At 44.8% G+C, this 18,713-nt stretch carries 13 protein-coding genes; 9 read left to right on the top strand and 4 right to left on the bottom strand.

Going from position 1 to position 18,713, the window contains the following annotated elements; all coding sequences use genetic code 11:
• The first annotated feature begins 948 nt into the window (after positions 1-948).
• Complete coding sequence (locus JOC27_RS07830) at positions 949-1,494, top strand: phosphoribosyltransferase family protein (protein ID WP_205006725.1); 546 nt, start codon at positions 949-951, stop codon at positions 1,492-1,494.
• Between the two features lie 372 nt (positions 1,495-1,866).
• On the opposite strand, the gene JOC27_RS07825 is transcribed toward JOC27_RS07830, so the two are convergent.
• The 4 genes from JOC27_RS07825 to JOC27_RS07810 form a co-directional block, all read right to left on the bottom strand.
• Positions 1,867-2,805, bottom strand: coding sequence for a nucleoside hydrolase (locus JOC27_RS07825; RefSeq protein ID WP_205006724.1), 939 nt, complete (start codon positions 2,803-2,805; stop codon positions 1,867-1,869).
• A gap of 75 nt (positions 2,806-2,880) precedes the next feature.
• Complete coding sequence (locus tag JOC27_RS07820; protein WP_205006723.1) at positions 2,881-3,957, bottom strand: BMP family ABC transporter substrate-binding protein; 1,077 nt, start codon at positions 3,955-3,957, stop codon at positions 2,881-2,883.
• A 236-nt stretch (positions 3,958-4,193) separates the two neighbouring features.
• Positions 4,194-6,401 (bottom strand): anthranilate synthase component I, encoded by a 2,208-nt coding sequence (locus tag JOC27_RS07815; RefSeq protein ID WP_205006722.1) that lies wholly within the window; start codon positions 6,399-6,401, stop codon positions 4,194-4,196.
• 175 nt (positions 6,402-6,576) lie between these two features.
• Positions 6,577-8,598 carry a beta-galactosidase gene (locus JOC27_RS07810; protein ID WP_205006721.1) on the bottom strand — a complete coding sequence of 674 codons (2,022 nt, stop codon included), beginning with the start codon at positions 8,596-8,598 and terminating at the stop codon, positions 6,577-6,579.
• A 434-nt stretch (positions 8,599-9,032) separates the two neighbouring features.
• Between JOC27_RS07810 and JOC27_RS07805 the strand changes: the two genes are divergently transcribed.
• The 8 genes from JOC27_RS07805 to JOC27_RS07770 all read left to right on the top strand — a co-directional run bounded on the left by JOC27_RS07805 (position 9,033) and on the right by JOC27_RS07770 (position 18,344).
• Positions 9,033-9,422: a tautomerase family protein gene (locus JOC27_RS07805; RefSeq protein WP_205006720.1), complete on the top strand. Its 390-nt coding sequence runs from the start codon at positions 9,033-9,035 to the stop codon at positions 9,420-9,422.
• Positions 9,423-9,960: 538 nt separating this feature from the next.
• Entirely contained in the window at positions 9,961-12,675 is a 2,715-nt protein-coding gene (locus JOC27_RS07800) for a sigma 54-interacting transcriptional regulator (RefSeq protein WP_205006719.1), read from the top strand.
• Between the two features lie 283 nt (positions 12,676-12,958).
• Positions 12,959-13,264 carry a PTS sugar transporter subunit IIB gene (locus JOC27_RS07795; protein WP_205006732.1) on the top strand — a complete coding sequence of 102 codons (306 nt, stop codon included), beginning with the start codon at positions 12,959-12,961 and terminating at the stop codon, positions 13,262-13,264.
• A gap of 15 nt (positions 13,265-13,279) precedes the next feature.
• Positions 13,280-14,596, top strand: coding sequence for a PTS cellobiose transporter subunit IIC (gene celB / locus JOC27_RS07790; RefSeq protein WP_205006718.1), 1,317 nt, complete (start codon positions 13,280-13,282; stop codon positions 14,594-14,596).
• Between the two features lie 15 nt (positions 14,597-14,611).
• The gene (locus JOC27_RS07785; protein ID WP_338062788.1) at positions 14,612-14,953 is read left to right on the top strand and encodes a PTS sugar transporter subunit IIA; all 342 of its coding nucleotides are present in this window, start codon (positions 14,612-14,614) and stop codon (positions 14,951-14,953) included.
• Between the two features lie 4 nt (positions 14,954-14,957).
• Positions 14,958-16,406 (top strand): glycoside hydrolase family 1 protein, encoded by a 1,449-nt coding sequence (locus JOC27_RS07780; RefSeq protein ID WP_205006716.1) that lies wholly within the window; start codon positions 14,958-14,960, stop codon positions 16,404-16,406.
• 46 nt (positions 16,407-16,452) lie between these two features.
• Positions 16,453-17,913, top strand: a complete 1,461-nt coding sequence (locus JOC27_RS07775; protein WP_205006715.1) for a 6-phospho-beta-glucosidase — start codon at positions 16,453-16,455, stop codon at positions 17,911-17,913.
• A gap of 149 nt (positions 17,914-18,062) precedes the next feature.
• Positions 18,063-18,344: a SemiSWEET family sugar transporter gene (locus tag JOC27_RS07770; RefSeq protein ID WP_205006714.1), complete on the top strand. Its 282-nt coding sequence runs from the start codon at positions 18,063-18,065 to the stop codon at positions 18,342-18,344.
• Positions 18,345-18,713: the final 369 nt, after the last annotated feature.

The raw sequence follows: 18,713 nt of genomic DNA, 5'->3' as shown, positions 1-18,713 counted from the left end.
AGAAGTTAGACCGAAGCGGGGAAAAGTTAGGCCGAACCCATGAAAAGTTAGACCGAATCGGGCAAAAGTTAGGCCGAACCTGAGAAGTTAGACCGAACCGGGCAAAAGTTAGGCCGAACCCGTGAAAAGTCAGGCCGAATCGGGCAAAAGTTAGGCCGAACCTGAGAAGTTAGACCGAATCGTGGAAAAGTTAGGCCGAACCCGTGAAAAGTTAGACCGAATCGGGCAAAAGTTAGGCCGAACCTGAGAAGTTAGACCGAAGCGGGGAAAAGTTAGGCCGAACCCATGAAAAGTTAGACCGAATCGGGCAAAAGTTAGGCCGAACCTGAGAAGTTAGACCGGAGCGGGCAAAAGTTAGACCGAATCGGGCAAAAGTTAGGCCGAAGCTCAGAGGTGAAATCGATTATTTACTAAATTCTGAGGAGTACTTGATCCCAAACTCTATAAATATGTGTTGAGTTATCAATCGGAACGTTCCGCGCTCGCGGAACGACCATTTTTCAAATGGATTTCTTTAAACAGTATCAAAAAGGCAAACAAACACTGGATCGAGCCCTTTTGGGAAGGGATTAAATCCAAAGTTAAGGCTATTCCTGAAAAAGTTGCTCCGAATCGTGGAATAGTTGCACCGAATTAAGCGAAAGTTGCTCCGAAATTCAGGAGTAGCACCAAATCGTGGAAAAGTTGCTCCGAATCGAGCAATAGTTGATCCTAATTTGCGAAAAGTCGCACCAAATCGATCAAAAAACGCACCGAACTACCGACTCAACTCAACTACTTTGGATTTGGTCGTGTACTTTCGCTGGAAAAGCATCTGCTTCGGTCAAATTGTTTTTAGATAGCTCGTTTCGATTCATCTGCCAAACTAATTTTACAATTATTAGTAGATTCCTTGCCGCGACTGTGCGAAAATATTTTTATCAAGCAGCGATTGGAAGGATGGGTACGATGGATTTTTATACACTGCACGTTGCCGGCCTTGAGCGCAAATTGCCGGTGATTCGCATCTCAGAAACGCTGGCGATTGCTAGCTTTGTAATTCTTGGCGATGCGGAACTGGTGACGCATGCGGCAGAGGCCTTGACATCGAAATTACCGCAGGCTGATTACTTGTTTACGGCGGAAGCAAAAGGGATTCCGCTTGTTCAGGAACTCGCGCGAATGCTCGGCATGCCCCGGTATTTTGTCGCCCGGAAAAGCATCAAGCCGTATATGGCAGAACCGCTTGTGACTGAAGTTGAGTCGATCACAACGCAGAAGAAGCAGGTGCTTTGCCTCGATCAGGAAGATGTCCGGCTGATCCGTGGAAAACGAATTCTGATTGTTGATGACGTCATCAGCACAGGGGAATCAATTCAAGCGATGGAGAAGCTTATCACCGAGGCTGGCGGCGAAATCGTTGGCCGTGCGGCAATTCTTGCCGAAGGGGCTGCCGCCGATCGGAGCGATATCGTTTATTTGGAAAAACTCCCATTGTTTCCGATTGAAAAATGAGTCAGAAAGTTCCCAGTAAAATCAGCCCATTATGCAAAAAAGGCTTCTACAGTTGTTATTCTGCAGAAGCCTTTTTCAAGAGATAAGAATGTATAAGATTTTGCACAAAAAATGGAGCAAAGTCGCGAGACACCTGCGGGAAAAGCGAGCCAAGTGAGCCACCGCAGACTCTTGCCTATACGAGGAGGCTCGCGGATCGCCTGCGGCAAGCGAGCAGCCGAAGCGTATTGCTGATAAAGGACTTGGCTAAGCGAAGCCTTCCCAATCGAGAGCGTGCCTGGCTTAAGAAACAGATCGATCTAAAAAAAAGGATGCCTTAAGATCAGAAATTGATCTTGGCCATCCTTTTTTCGTTGATTTGGCATATAAAGTTTATGCCTTTTTCGCGAGCTCAATCATTTGAGCAAAGAATTTCTCGCTGTCGACATTGTAGACGACAGCAACCGGGCGTCCGTCGGCGCAGGCTTCAATTTTTCCTTGGCTCGGCTCTAAAGTATGAACCTTCGTTCGCACCGTTTTTGTTTGAACGAGGTCAGGTAATCCGGCCGCCATTGTTGTTAGCACATCCCACAGGTAATATGTGGCATTCGTTTCTTGATGAACGAGCGGTGGAACGGAGGCATAACACTGACCGATGAAATCAACACCGATATAGCGACGCAGGCTCGCCCACTTTTGACGAACAGGGAGAGTTAGCGGTACTTGGTTGGTGCTTTCCAACGCGACCATTTGAATGGTCAGGCTGCTTTGCCAAACGCGAGCGACTGCTTCCGGATCCCAGAAGGCGTTCCACTCAGCGGAGCCGTCATGCTCGGGTTCGATCACATTGCCAACCGGGTTGAGCGTGCCGCCCATCCAGATTAGCCGATCAATTTTCTCTTCAATATCCGGAGCCGCGTCAAGCGCGCGAGCGATGTCGGTCAATGGACCCGTGCAAAGCAACGTGGTCGGTTCGCTGTTTTCACGGACCGAGCGGATCAACTGCAGGTGGCCTGGAAGTTCACTTTCTGCCGTCTCAATTTTTCCCGATTCGTTGAGAAGCGGCAAAGCATCGATATAGAAGGAACGCATCCGCCATTCTTTCGGAAACGCGTTGATTCCCCGCGAATTGGAGCGAGCGACTACTGGCGCTTCTACTTTTTGGTCGAAGCGGTCAATGATCTTTCGACTGGCTTGAACACCGGGGGTGAGGTAGCCGTCGGCGGGGATGACCGAAACGCCGGTTAAATGGACAGCGTCCATCTGTGTCAAAAGAAAGAGCGAAACGAGATCGTCGACATCAGCGTCATGAACAAAAAAAATGGAGGTCATAAATAGGTAGCTCCTTTCTGTAGAGAAAAATAAATGGCGGATCAGTTGCACTCCGCCATTTGTAATGTTTGTAAATTATTTTTTTAAAGTCGAAAGATATTTCGCATAGGCTTTATCCGTCGTTGGGACAACAATCGAGCCGTCGATAATCTTCTTTTTAAAGGCTTGGACTTGTTTCAGAACAGCTGGCTTAACATTTTTGGTTGTCGGCGCAATGTCGACACCTTTTTCAGCAAGACCGTATTCGAGTACTTTTCCAGCAGGGAACTTGCCATTCTTTGCTTTGGTTGATACGTCGTAAATCGCCTGGTCAACGCGCTTCACCATTGATGTGAGCGTTACGTTTTGAGGAAGTCCCTGTGCGTATTGATCGCGGTCAACACCAATTACCCAGACTTTTTTACCGTTTTTCGTGCGGTTTTTCGCTTCAGTAAAGACACCGTTTCCTGTATCACCGGCAGCGGCATAGATAATATCAGCGCCTTCTGTGTACAGAGTCGATGCAATGCTGCGGCCTTTGTCCGGTGCATTAAATGCGCCGGCATATTGCGCGTAAATCGTAGCTTTCGGGTTCACCGCTTTAACGCCGGCTTTAAAGCCATTTTCAAATTTCTTGATCAAAGCTGAATTCATACCACCGACGAAGCCGACTTTATTCGTTTTCGTTGTCAGACCGGCTACAACACCGACAAGGAAGGATCCTTGCTGTTCTTTGAACGTCAGGTTGGCAACATTTTTCAATAATTTGTTATTCTTGTCAACAGCGACACTGTCAACGAGCGCAAAATTTTGTTTCGGATGCTGCTCAGCAACTTTCTGCAAATCAGGTTGAATCTGAAAGCCGATGCCGATCACGACGTTATAATGCTGCATCACGAGTTGATTCAGATTCGGGGTGAAGTCAGAGTCTTGTGTCGATTCCAGGTACTTCACATCTGTTTTCGTTTTTAAATTATTGTCTTTGGCGAATCGCGTCAGGCCTTCCCAGCAGGACTGGTTGAAGGATTTATCATTGACGCCGCCAATTCCGGTTACCATGGCAACTTTGATTGGTGCTTTTTTCTGAGGGGCCGTGCTTGAATTGCCGCATCCAGCAAGCAGAGCAACTGGGAGAAGCAAAGATGCAAGAAGAATGACGATTTTCTTAATCACAAAAATACCTCCAAAATTTAGAAAAATAAGTGAGTAGCTCTATAATACACAATTTATTTACCGAAAGAAATATATTTTTTGAAAAAAGACGAATAAAAAATGATTTTTTCTTTAAAATTGTTCGGGAAACTGGTGAAAAACGGATTTTTTATTTATAAGAAAAGGACAGCCCAGGCATTTAGAAAAATTTAGAACGCCGGGCTGTCATTTAAAAAATCCATTTTTTTACAAACTTTTCATGGCTCCACCAGTGCCTTTTTGCAGGAAGCGAGCACATTTTCAAGAATTTTCATGCCGATATTGTCGTTCATCGTCATGATCGATTCCGGGTGAAACTGGACGGCGGCTAGCGGAAGTTGGCGGTGTTCAATCGCCATGAGGATCCCGTCCTCGGTTTTCGCGGTCGCGATCAATTCCGGTGGCAAGGCACTTGCGTGAATGGAATGATAGCGTCCAGCTTTGAAAGACGTTGGAATACCTTGAAAGAGTCGCGTGTTTCTGTTATGCCTGATTAAGGAGGCCTTGCCGTGAACCGGTTCGGATAAGAGGTCGAGTCTGCCTCCGAAATAATCGACAATGCCTTGGAGGCCAAGACAGATGCCGAACAGCGGCAGTCGCTGCTCGAGGCAGAGACGAATGGTTTCATTCATATGGAAACGTCTCGGTGCTCCTGGGCCGGGCGAAAGGACGACAAGATCAAAGCAAGGTTCTTTGGCACGAAGCAGCTGCCGGGCGGCATCACTGCGGCAGACCGTTACGGACGCGCCTAATGTCTGAAAATAACCGGCGAGCGTGTGGACAAACGAGTCAAGATGATCGACGAGCAGAAGACGAAGCCCTTTGCCAAGCTTTTCTTCTTCCGGGCCATCCCTGTCTTCTTTATTGATTTGAGCCGGGGTACTTGAGTGGAGCGCGTCCAATAGTGCACCTGCTTTGGTCAGTGTTTCCTGCTCCTCTTGCTCGGGTATCGAGTCATAAAGCAGTGTAGCGCCGACGCGGATTTGCGCAATGCCGTTGTGCAGACGCAAGGTACGTAACGTGAGGCCAGTGTTCATATTTCCATTGACTAAGAGATAGCCGACCGCACCGCCATACCAATTGCGCGGCGTTTGCTCATGCGCCTCAATCCAATTCATCGCTTCAATTTTTGGTGCGCCGGTAATGGTGACTGCCCACATATGACTCATGAACGCATCAAGCGCGTCAAAGCCGGGCTTAAGCAGACCTTTCACATGATCGACCGTGTGAAAAAGATGTGAATAAGCCTCTATTTGCCGACGGCCGACGACAGTGACCGAACCCGGCTGGCAGACACGGGACTTGTCGTTACGATCGACATCCGTGCACATGGTCAGCTCGGACTCTTCTTTGAGCGAACCGAGCAGCGTTTTAATCTGCTCGGCGTCCTCGATCGCTGATCCGCGCCTGCGGATCGTGCCGGAGATCGGGCAGGTTTCGACGGTTGCGCCATCGACTCGAACATACATCTCCGGTGAGCAGCCAATCAGAAATTCATGATCATTTAGATGCAGTAAGAAGCCGTAGGGACTGGGATTAATTTTCTGTAGTCGGCTGAAAACCTCAGATGGTGGTGATACGCAGCGCTCGGCTAGAACGCGGCTGGGGACCACCTCAAACAGATCGCCATTTTTAAAGGCATTTTTTGCTGCCCGAACCATGTTAGCATAGTCGCCTTCTTTATTGGCAAAAGTGGAAAAGGATTCTTGGCCGAAAGCGGCATCGTAGGGAAGTTCAGCACCGCTACGTGGCAGACCGTCCGTTGAACTAGAAACGCCATCAATAAATTCGTAAGCCAACTGGTAGCAGGTGTTTTTCTCATGGTCAACGACAAGAAGCGCATCAGGAAGATAGAGCTGGAGGTCATTTTGCTTTGGATCGCGCGCTTTAGAGAGCGGCAGTTGCTCGAATTGACGAATCAAATCAAAGCCGAATGCCCCATACAGGCCGAGAAACTGGTCGTCAATCGCTAGTAATTGTTGCATTTTTCGAAGTAATGAAAAAATGGAAGGGCGGCGGGTCCGCTCTCCTTCTTTAATTAGCGTGAGCTGATCCGCATCAATATGACCGCAAATTTGATCGTTGTCCGTGCTATCAATAAGGAGTGCCGGATCATCAAGGTGACGCGCCAGAAAAGAAAGAATGACTTCGCCGCGCGGATTCAATGCACGGATCTGAAAGTGGCTCTGTTTCGCTGTGAGTTCAATCGGCGGGTTGACGAAGCCAATATCCCAGCGTGAATAGCGGCCGGGATAGGTATAATTGCTTGAAAAAAGCCCGCCTTTTCGGTTATTCAATTCTTTCATTAGTAAAGAAATGGCATGGCTCGCTTGCAGCGGCTGCTGCCGGCGTTCGATGCGTAGGCCGCTGCTTGTTGTGAACGTGGTCACGCCCGCGGCGGGATCGAAATCTGCTAATAAACTCATGGTATAGCCTCCTGTATAAAAATTCATACAGAAGAGACAGAAAAGGAAAAGACGAGGAAACAGACCCAAAAACGGATCGTGGAAAAACCTATGCTCCTGCTCAACTCTGCTCTTCTAAACTCAAACTCAAACTCTTCTCAACTCTCCTCTATCATAAAGGGAGATACTGCTCAGATCAATTGGCAGGGTCAAATTTTTCTTCACGGATCTGCCGTTTTAGTATTTTCACATCTTTCCCTGACAGTTTAACCATATCTCTTTCTTCTTCTCCATTCAGCAGATTGATCATCGGCGCGTCGATGACAAACATTTTCTGATCCTGTGTATGGTTCAAAATAAAATAATAGGTTGTAGCTTCTTTTTTGCGAACAGTCACTTCAATACCCTCGGGAACAGTGAGGGGTGGTTCAATGCCCGCTTCTGCCAAGATAGCGCGGAGCAGCTCCTTTAGATAAGCGGCCTCAGGCTGTGTGCCAACGTAATAGGCCTGACCGGATCCGTAGGCATGGCGCGTGATTGCGGGCCAATCGTTCAGATAGCTGTCCTGAAATGTGGCCATGGCATGCGCACCTTCTAAATGAATGGCTTCGCGCCAAAGCCGGATCGGTTGCTCGCCGAGCGGCGTGTGTATCGTTCCAGCTTCGCCTTTGATCATTGGCGCAAATTCTTCGACCGTCAAACCGAGAAATTCTCGATAGGCACCGGGATAACCGCCAAGATAGACGCGATCCGTCTTGTCGACGATGCCGCTGAAAAAATTGGTCAGGAACACACCGCCCGCGTGGATGAACGCTTTGAGCTTATCCGCAAACGGTTGCGACACCTGGTAGCTGGCAGGCGCGAGCACGAAGCGAAAGGGGCTCAGATCGTCCTCCGGATCAATGAATGTGACCGGGATACTTAATTGATGCAGCAAACGATAGTATTGCAGCAGCTGATCGGTGTAGCGAACAAGATTAGATGGCTTGGAATCCAGTTCCAAGGCCCACCAATTTTCCCAGTCGAAGACGATGGCGACTTCAGAGGAAAAGCTGCTTCCGATCAGTTCGTCACAGCGCTTCAATTCTTGACCAAGCGCGCGTGCTTCTTGGAACGTTCGGCTATTTTTGTCACCGGAATGCGGCACAATGCCGCTGTGAAATTTTTCTGCGCCGCCTTGCGAAGCGCGCCATTGAAAAAATAGAATGCCATCGGCGCCATGGGCGATCGCTTCATAACTCCAGAGCCGCATGACGCCAGGCGCTTTCACAGCGTTCTGGGCACGCCAATTGACCGCGCTTGGTGCCTGCTCCATTAGTAGAAAAGGCTTCTTTTTCAGACTGCGGGTCAGATCATGCGCCATAAATGTTTGATACGGAAGCCGCTGATGTGGATCTGGGTAGCCGTCCCATGTGGCGATATCCATTGATTTCGCCCACATAAACCCGTTGATCGGTTTGTGCAGGCCCATCAGATTGGTCATCACAGGGCTATTCGGTGTGTATTTTTTGATGATGCGTCGTTCAATTTGAAACAATTCAAGCAGTGAGGCGTTCATGAAACGTTTATAGTCCAGTTGCTGATTTGGATTGACATGTGTTGGCATTTTGCCAGGCAGATTGATTTCAGACCAATCATAATAGATCTGGCTCCAAAAATCTGTCGACCAAGCGGCATTCAACTGCTCGATCGTTTGATACTTGTCGCGAAGCCAACGCTGAAATTTAGCTTTGCAGGTGTTGCAATAGCATTCGGAGATGTGGCAGCCATATTCGTTGTTCACATGCCACATGATCAGTGCCGGATGTTCGCGATAGCGTTCCGCAATTTTTTCGACCAGGCGTGCCGCGAGCCGGCGATAATCCGGGCTGTTCGGACAATAATGCTGGCGTGAACCCGGCAGAAGACGTGTTCCGTTTTTATCAACCGGCAGCGATTGCGGATATTTATGAGAAAGCCAGGCGGGCGGTGCGGCCGTTGCCGTCGCCAGATCCGCGCCGATATGATGGGCAGCCAGCATGTCCATGACTTGATCAAGCATATGAAAATCAAATGTGTCTTCATTCGGCTGTAGCCGTGCCCAGCCAAAAATATTGATGCTGACAAAGTTGACGCCGGCTTCCCGCATCACACGCATATCTTCCTGCCACACCGAATGATCCCATTGCTCTGGGTTATAGTCGCCGCCGAAATAGAAGTGTTTTTGATTTTTGGACATGTTGATGGCTCCTTGGACAAGAATTGATTATTGATAGTATACGTGTGGGAAGTTGTGGTTCTGCATGTTTGATGCTTATTTTTTAAAAGATAAGAATGTATTGGATTTTGCACAAAGAAATGGTGAAGGTGCCTGTGGGAAAAGCGAGCCAAGTGAGGCCCCGTAGATTACAGATTGTTTGAGGAGACGCGAGGCGCCCGCGGCAAACGAGCAGCTGGAACGCAATTTTTGCAAAAAATGATTTTGCTAAGCCAAGTTTATCTCATGTAATGAATCGCGTTGGCTGTGTTAGTGGCTGATAAAAATTCAAAAGTAGTTGATAAATTTGCTAAATATCGAGGTTTGTTTAGCTGTGCATGAGTAAACCAATTTGTCCAGGCATTTTGATTATATGTGGTATATTTAATGTACAATCGAAAGGGAGGAGATAAAGGATGCCGCTTATTCGTTTTGATTTGATTGAGGGAAGAGATAAAAAAGAACTGAGGGCTTTGCTCGATGCCGCCCACCGCGCTGTCGTTAAAGCGTTTGGCGTTCCAGAAAAGGATCGTTATCAGATTGTGACGCAACATCCAGCCGATGAACTGGTCATCGAGGATACCGGATTGGGGTTAAAACGGTCCAATCAGCTTGTTGTGATCAGCATCACAAGTAAGAAACGGACAGAAGCACAGAAGCAAGAATTATACCGTCTACTTGCGAGTGAGCTTAAGGAAAGCTGCGGTATTGATCCGCAGGACTTGATGGTTTCCATTGTCTCCAATACAGATGCGGATTGGAGCTTCGGTCTCGGCAAGGCTCAGTTCCTGACTGGTGATTTGTGAAAACGGACAAAGGACATTCCAGAGAATTCGGTTGCTGTAGAGAATCCATGCAGAATCATTAAACAAATAGGCCAACATGATATGTACTATTACTATAAAGATATAAAATAACCCAGGAAGATTCAGCTGCTTTGTGTCTTATAGATTGACTTATTTCCACTTTAATTTTGCCACCACTTAAATTTCATGACTCTGCTATTTAATGAAAACAAATTTTTGATAGCCATGCCAATAATGAACGCAAAATATTTTTCCCATTCTAACCGCCTCATTTATTCTCATGACAAACGTATTGCTACTTCTTGTTCTATAGCTGACCATGCACAAAAAGGCCAGCTTTTTATAATATTCCGAATTGAGCCATTTATATAAATTTATAATTCTTTCTCAAACAATGTTGCTATTTTAGTAAAATAAAACGCTATCAATGTGATTGATCATGGGAAAAAACACATCTAGAATAAATAGTAGTGACATATTTCCCATCAAACATTTTCAAAAGTATTCACTCATTCAATGCATCTATTGGAGGAAAATTGTGAATAAGTTAGAGGAAATTTACCAAAAAATAAATGAGTTATCCTCTGAAGAAGGAAATAACGGTATCACTGCGTCAGAATTATCTGTTTCCCTCAATTTGGAACGCTCAACGGTCAGCAGGTATTTGAATGAACTTTCTAAAATGAACAAATTAGTAAAAGCACCAGGCAAACCGGTTCGTTACCATCTTTCAAAGCATGTAAATGATACGATGACGCATTCAGTGCATCCCAATGGCGCTGTAGCTATTACAGATCCGAACAATACACAATTTATTGGTGCAGATTCGAGCATGAAAGATATAATCGAGAAGGGCCTTGCTGCTTTGTTATATCCGAATCAAGGGCTGCATATCTTGCTCTCTGGTGAAACAGGTGTTGGGAAAAGCTATTTAGCTGAGTATTTGGCGTCGATCGCTTTTTCAAAAAAATGGAATAATTTTTCCGGACACTTTGTTACCTTCAATTGCGCCAACTATGCGCAAAATCCAGAATTATTAATGGGGCATATTTTCGGTATAAAAAAAGGGGCCTATACTGGTGCCGCAAAGGATGAAATCGGGCTAATTGAGCAGGCCAATGGAGGAATCTTATTCCTAGACGAAATTCACCGTTTGCCGCCGACTGGCCAGGAAATGCTATTTTATTTAATCGATAAAGGCATCTACAGGAAATTGGGAGAATCTGATGCTGTTCATCATGCCAATCTAGTCATAATAGGCGCCACGACGGAAACGCTTGAATCGGCTCTTCTCCCGACTTTATTCCGAAGATTTTCGCTGAAATTAAAAGTGCCGCCACTGCGGGAAAGGACTCAAAAAGAGCGCAAAGAACTGCTCTCATTCTTTCTCAGACGAGAGGCACAGAAAATGAATATTGCACTGCTAATTAAAGACAGCTGTAAGGAGGCTTTTTTAACGTATTCCTGTCCTGGAAATATTGGGCAATTAAAAGGGGACATTCAGATCACCTGTGCTCGCGCCTTCATGCATCATCTACAACAGGGCACAAATCAAGTGACGATACAAGAAGATAATCTGCCGCAACAAGTGTTGAGCAGTTTGAAAAATGAATTGCAGACACAAAGTACAGAACAAATTGTGGCAGTTTCCAAACAAGAGAATCCTTTTCCAATTTGCAGTATTTATTCTGCGTTAGCAACAATAAAAGGGGAAAAACAGCAAATCGGACATGATCAAGCCTCTTCGATTAATGAAATGCAGTCAGCAATTAATCATTATCTTAGCGATGTGCAATCGTTATCTGAGAAAAGAATTGAATCGGAACCGGCATGGATGCGGTTCATTGAACATGACTTGCTTGATGCACTGAGAGATTTTTCCTATTATTTCAAAGCTGATTTTACTTTTGAATTTGGCGATAAACAGTTGATGGCAATTGGTTTGCATTTGGAAGCGTACCGTCGCCAGGGACGGAGTAGCGACTTGACAGCGAATACAGTCCCCGCACCGCAAATCTATCAACTGGTGGCGGAGAAACTTGCCGAATTTCTTGAGAAAAGAATTCAGCTGCAATTACCGGAAAACGAAATCAATCTGACGGCACATTTGATGGCATCGACGGTTCCTGAGGCGGTCCATAAAGACGGTGTTTCCGTCTATTTAGTGACGCATGGTGATTCAACCGCAACATCAATGGCAGGAGTGACGAATTACCTCCTGGGTAGTCCGATTATCCAGCCGATTGATATGCCACTTTCCGAAGCAACCGGTGTCACATACAAAAGAATCAGTACACAGATTTCCCAGCATGCAAATGATGCAGGGGTGCTCCTGTTGGTCGATATCGGCTCTCTTGTGACCATTGGTGAAACCATTAGTCGAGATCTCGGCATTCGTATCCGTACACTGGCTAATGTTAATCTTCCGATGTTGATTGAAGCAGGCAGAAAAGCATTGATTGCCGAAAATGATCTTAATGAGGTCTATCATGCAGCAAGAGATGCGTATCTTGCTCTAGCCCCGAAAGCGCAGCTACCGGTTGCGATCGAACAAAAGCAACGGTTGATTGTCACCGTTTGTTTTACTGGAGAGGGTACTGCGCAATTACTCAATGATTGGCTATGCAAAAACATCGATTCTCTCGATAGAGACGTGGCAATCCGTCCGATTCGTGTGGATCCGGTCAATCATGATTCGAGTATGCTAGAAGTGTTACAAAAAAAGTATCAAGTGATTGCTATCGTTGGTACCGTCCCCGTGCATTTTCACGATATACCATACATTCCTGCGGCCGAATTATTCATGGATGACGGACACCAGCGCCTAAAGAAATTATTGGAAATCTCGCGTACTGTGTCGCAAGTGGCGTTTAACGGACAGAAAGTGGCTAATTTGGGAAAATTGGCTAAAAAAGGTTTGGATAAGATAACAACCGAATTGAACACGGATTTGTTCTATACCATCATGACGAAGTATTTCGAGCCTATCAAAGACTATTATCAGTTGGACAACGACTCAACAATTGGTCTATGGATGCATATCGGCAGTCTACTGGAGAAAATGCTTCAGTCTGAGAATACTGGGCGTCCTCTGGTTCTCCCTGCTCAGCCGATGGAACGGACGCTGTCCATTTCAAAAAATGATCTAAAGTTGTGGGAGCCCCTATTTACACAGTTTAATGAGAAAATGCGTTTGAATATGTCGGTGCCGATTAAAGAAAGCCTTATTTATTTAGCCAAACAGCAAAATTAATTGGGAGATATTTTTTAGGGAGTTGCACACATTAATAAATTAAATGTGCACAGATCATAATCTGTGCAAAAATACAAACACGGTGCGTATAGATGCCGCATTTGTATTTTTTTTTACTTTAAAATGAAAGGGTTTACAAAAGAGCAGTGAGGAAATTTATGTGTGTATTATAGTTGGCACAAAAATTGCTATTATAATTATGTAAGCGCAAACAAAGTAATGGAACCAAGTTAATTCTTGGCTACAGAGCTTAAAGATATCAATGGGTGAGAGGGGAATTATGATGAAAATAGTTCTATGTTGTGCCGCAGGAATGTCAACAAGTCTTTTGGTTTCGAAGATGGAAGCAGCTGCAAAGGCGCAGGGAAAGGACTATAGCATTACAGCCGTTCCAGCTGAACAGGTTCCTTTAGAAATTGATAACACCAACGTTTTGTTACTCGGACCACAAGTAAAATACTTACTGAAAAAGTTTCAACAATTGGGAAAAGAAAAAAATGTTCCGGTTGATGTGATTGGCGCCGTAGAATACGGCATGATGGATGGGGCAAAGGTACTGAAAAAAGCAGAAAAATTAGCAGGTGTCTAAAAGGAGAGGATCGCAATGAGTGAAGAAAAAGAAAGCTTTCTAGAGTCAAAAGTTCTGCCGATTGCCGGGAAAATTGCTAGCCAGCGTCACTTGGTTTCGTTGCGCGACGGTATCATGCTAGCAATGCCTTTAATTATTATCGGTTCTGTATTCCTAATTATCGCTAACTTTCCAATTGCTGCTTATCAAAATTTCATGACTGGGGTGTTCGGCAAAAACTGGGCAACGGTTGCCCAGTATCCCGTCAATGCGACATTCAGTATCATGGGCCTTGTTGCAGCATTCGGTATTGCCTATTATTTGGCGCAAAGTTATAAGGTTGACCCGTTATCCGCTGGCGTCATTTCAATTGCTGCGTTTTTGCTTGCCATCCCGTTGGATAAACTTGGTGATGTGCCACTAGCACTGCTTGGTAGCCAAGGACTCTTTATGGCGATCATTTTTGGACTCGGTTCTACAGAGATTTATCGCTTCTTTGTTCAGAAAAACATCACGATAAAAATGCCGCCATCCGTTCCACCGGCAGTCAGTAAATCTTTTTCAGCGTTGATTCCTGGCGCTGTCATCGTTCTTATCGTTTGGCTCTTGAGAATTCTGGTGGAACAAACGTCGGTTGGTAGTCTTCCAAACGTTATTACTTCAGTCATTGGTAAACCATTGAGCATGGTAGGCGGCACATACGGAGGAAGTCTTATCGCGGAATTCGCTATCGTATTCCTTTGGTCTTTCGGTATTCATGGGGCGAACATTGTCGGAGGCATTATGGCACCGGTTTGGTATGGTGCAATGGATGCCAACCGCATTGCTTTCCAAGCGCACCATGCACTCCCCAATATCATTACACAGCAGATTTTTGATAACTTTATTAATCTCGGCGGTTCCGGAACAACAATTGCTTTGGCTTTCATGGTTGCTTTTCTCGCAAAGAGCAAGCAAATGCGGGCACTTGGGAAACTCGTCGTTGGTCCGGCGATATTTAATATCAATGAACCGATATTATTCGGCCTGCCAATCGTTATGAACCCATTAATGATTGTTCCTTTTGTCCTAACACCTATCATTGCTCTAACAACCACTTACTTTTCGATGAAGTTCGGATGGGTCGCATTGACAGCCGGAATTGCAGTCCCATGGACCACGCCGCCGATTATTTCGGGTTATCTGGCAACTGGTGGACATATATCCGGAGCAATAATTCAAGCGGTCAATATCTTTATCTCATTTTTCATCTATTATCCGTTTTTCCGTGCGGTCGACAAACAGAAGCTCATAGAAGAAAAGGAATATGAAACAGAACATGGGACTGATGAAACAGAAAGCGTGTCCCTTTAAACAAAAGAAAGCAAGGTGCAGGAAATGAAACAAGAAGAAACTTTTCAGTTGATCCTCCATGGCGGTAACGGCAGAAGTTCTGCCATGGAAGCGGTTTATCAGGCGAAAGAAGGCAAGTTTGATGAAGCAAGAGAAAGTTTAAAAAAAGCCGGCGAAGAACTAGTGGAAGCGCATCATGTTCAAACCAAAGCCTTGCAGGATGAGATTACAGGAGCTGGCGAAAAAAAGCCAGTATCACTGCTCGAGGTTCATGGACAGGACCACTTAATGAACGCGATAACCGTCAAAGATTTAGCGACTGAACTAGTCGATTTGTATGCATATATTGATAAGAAATTAGCAGAACGGATGAGGTGATTTGATGTCAATAGAAACAATGTTTCCTGAAAACTTTCTCTGGGGCGGCGCGACAGCCGCCAATCAGATTGAAGGAGCATATAATGTGGACGGAAAAGGGCTTGATGCCCAAGATTTGATGCCTTTCGTAACGAAAGAAGAACGAAATGGTAAAATCAACATGGATTTGAGTTGGGAACAGTTCAACCATCATCTAAATGATGAGTCTGGCGTCTATCCCAAAAGATTCGGTATCGATTTTTATCATCGTTACCAGGAAGATATCAAGTTGTTTGCTGAGATGGGCTTTAAAGTATTCCGACTTTCTCTTTCCTGGGCACGTATTTTTCCAAACGGTGACGATGAAAAGCCAAACGAAAAGGGACTGGAATTTTATGAGCGTGTATTTGACGAATGCCATAAATACGGGATACAGCCTTTGGTTACGCTGTCTCATTATGAAACGCCTGTCGGTTTGATTCAGCGCTACAATGGCTGGGAAAGCCGAGAAGTTATTGATCATTTTGTCCGCTATGCAACGACCGTTTTCAAGCGTTATAAGGATAAAGTCAAGTACTGGTTGACCTTCAATGAAATTAATGTGATTACGAAAAGTCCCTATACTGGCGGCGGAATCATTTGCGAACGAGCGAAGGATCCGGTCAGTGTCGGGTACCAGGGGGCACACCATCAGTTTGTCGCCAGTTCGCTAGTTACGAAAATTGCTCATGAAATAAATCCTGAATTTCGAATCGGCTGCATGCTGGCCAGAGTTGAAACGTATCCGGGAACCAATGACCCGGCCGATGTTTTATTGGCGCAGCATGAAAATAACCTGAATCTATTTTTCACAGATGTTCAGGTTCGCGGTGAATATCCAACTTACATGAATCGTTATTTCGAAGAAAATGGGATTAAGATTCAGAAGGCAGACGGCGATGATGAATTGCTGAAAGCTTATCCAGTTGATTTCCTGTCATTCAGTTACTATACATCGCTGAGTGTGTCGACCCACCTTGATGGTGAAGCATCTGAAGGTAATATTTTCCAGGGGAAAGTTAATCCTTACTTGAAAACTTCCGACTGGGGATGGCAGATTGATCCGATCGGTCTTCGAACCGCATTGAATGATATGTATGTACGCTATCGTGTCCCGCTGTTCATCGTTGAGAATGGTCTCGGAGCTTATGATGCTGTCGAGAATGGACAGATTCATGATGACTATCGAATTGATTATTTGCGCGAACATATTCGCCAAACGGGTGAGGCGATAAAGGACGGTTCAGACGTGATCGGCTATACGACGTGGGGACCGATTGATTTGGTTAGTATGTCCACTTCTGAAATGAGCAAACGATACGGATTTATCTATGTCGATCAGGATGATGAAGGAAAAGGAACTTTAGCACGGCTAAAAAAAGATTCGTTCTATTGGTACCAAAAGGTCATTCAGAGCAACGGCCGGGAGTTGTAATTTTTCTTCAAGGCAGAAGTAAAAGATGATAAGGAGCATAATTAAAATGGCAAATGATGTATTGTTTCCCGAACAGTTTCTTTTTGGCGGTGCGCTTGCAGGAAATCAGTATGAAGGAGGCTACGATCGCGATGGAAAAGGCTTGTCCATTGTCGACGTCGAACCTGCCGGACCGGAACGTAACGACATGCTACAACATCCCAAAAAATATTTAACCATCAGAGACGATCTTTATTACCCATCACACAAAGCGATTGAATTCTATGATCATTATAAGGAAGACATTAAATTATTCGCCGACATGCACTTCTCGGCGCTCAGAATTTCTATCAATTGGGCACGTATTTTCCCAAATGGCGATGACAAAGAACCAAATGAAGCTGGACTGCAATTTTATGATCAAGTAATCGATGAACTGGAGAAATACCATATAGAACCGATTGTCACTATTTCGCATTACGAAACACCACTCGCGCTTGTGGAAAGATATGGTAGCTGGACCAATAGAAAGCTAATCGATTTTTACTTGACCTATGCTGAAACGTTATTCCGCCGCTATGGAAGCCGTGTGAAATACTGGATGAGTTTTAACGAAATTAATTGCATTACAGAAAATCCGTTTATTGCCGGTGGACTTGTACTCGATGATGAATCGAACAAGGTTCAGGCGATTTATCAAGCATCACATTACGAATTGGTGGCTAGCGCGAAAGCGACAAAACTACTTCATGAATTGGTGCCAGGCGCTTTGATGGGCTGCATGCTTGCCTTTTCGCCTTATTATGCGAAGACGTGTAAACCTGAAGATCAGATGGCTGCGTTGCAACAGAATCGTGTGACGCTGTTCTATGGCGATGTGCATGCTCGAGGCAATTATCCTTCCTATATGAACCGTTTCTTTAAAGAACATCATGTGATTCTTGATATTACAGATGATGACCGGAAAGTGCTTAAAGAAAATACGGTGGATTATATTTCATTCAGCTATTATATGAGCCATACCGTGGATGCGGAACATAAGAGCGAACTTGCGGCCCAAGCTTATGCATCTGTCGAAAATCCGTATATACCAAAGTCGGATTGGGGCTGGCCTATCGATCCACTTGGCCTGAGGTATTCCCTGAATATGCTCTATGATCGTTATCAAAAACCATTATTTATTGTTGAAAATGGTCTCGGTGCACGTGATGCGGTGGAAGAAGACGGCATGATTAATGATGATTATCGCATCAATTATTTAAACGATCATCTTGTTGCGGTTGCTGAAGCGATTAAGGATGGTGTTGCGTTGCTCGGCTATACGACGTGGGGACCCATTGATCTTGTCAGTGCGGGCACAGGGGAAATGGAGAAACGCTATGGGTTCATCTATGTGGACAGGGATAACCGAGGTAACGGAACCTTGAAACGCAGTAAGAAAAAAAGCTTTGACTGGTATCGTGGCGTGATTGATTCCAGAGGGGCTACGCTGAAGCAGGAAGAGTTTAATACAACCTCAGTTCAATGAACCAACAATCAATAATGAGATAAAGATTTTGGATGTTTTTGAATCTTGCACTCTTCTTTTTGTTTCAAGATGAGTGCTTTTTTCCTGATTTCCACATTTTTATTTACAGGTTTCAGGATGAACAAACATGCTAAAGGAGAATCTGCACGATGATCGAATGGATCGGTTTACTCGCAGGTGCTTTAACAAGTACGTCCTTTTTCCCGCAAGCCATTAAAGTCATTCGCACGAAACAACTAAGCAGCATCTCACTCGTCATGTATATTAATTTTACATTTGGCGTTGCGCTCTGGATTTTCTATGGATTCTATCTTCATTCACTATCTGTGTTTATTTGCAATACAATTACGCTCATTCCAGCAAGTGTCATTCTTTGTTTAAAAGTCAGAGAAACCGTTCAATCGAAAAGAATGAAGCGTGACAGTAACTAAATTCTGTAATGCATCATTAACCGTCTTGGTACTACAAAACAAGACGGTTTTCTTTTTTTTGATAAATTTCTCTTCTCAGGAACCATGTCTTCAAATTTACTTAATGCAAGAAATTGTTTTCCACCGATTTATAAATGCAGAAAAATGGGGCGGCAATTATTGGGGAATTTCGTAGCTCCTCTAGATGATTTGCAACTTAGTTTCTAATGGCTGATACGTATGGGTTGATCATAAATATCATCTGCAAAAACTAAACATTGATTCTCTATCCAACAGTTGATTGAGAAGATCGTTTAATTCTTTTTATCATAAAGTGGTGGAGATTTCCCGGAAAATAATTGATTTTGTCGGATGGTGCAACTCCTGAAA

It is taken from the genome of Sporolactobacillus spathodeae (assembly GCF_016908935.1).
Lineage (GTDB): Bacteria > Bacillota > Bacilli > Bacillales > Sporolactobacillaceae > Sporolactobacillus > Sporolactobacillus spathodeae.
This window is presented reverse-complemented; position numbering and strand designations above follow the sequence as displayed.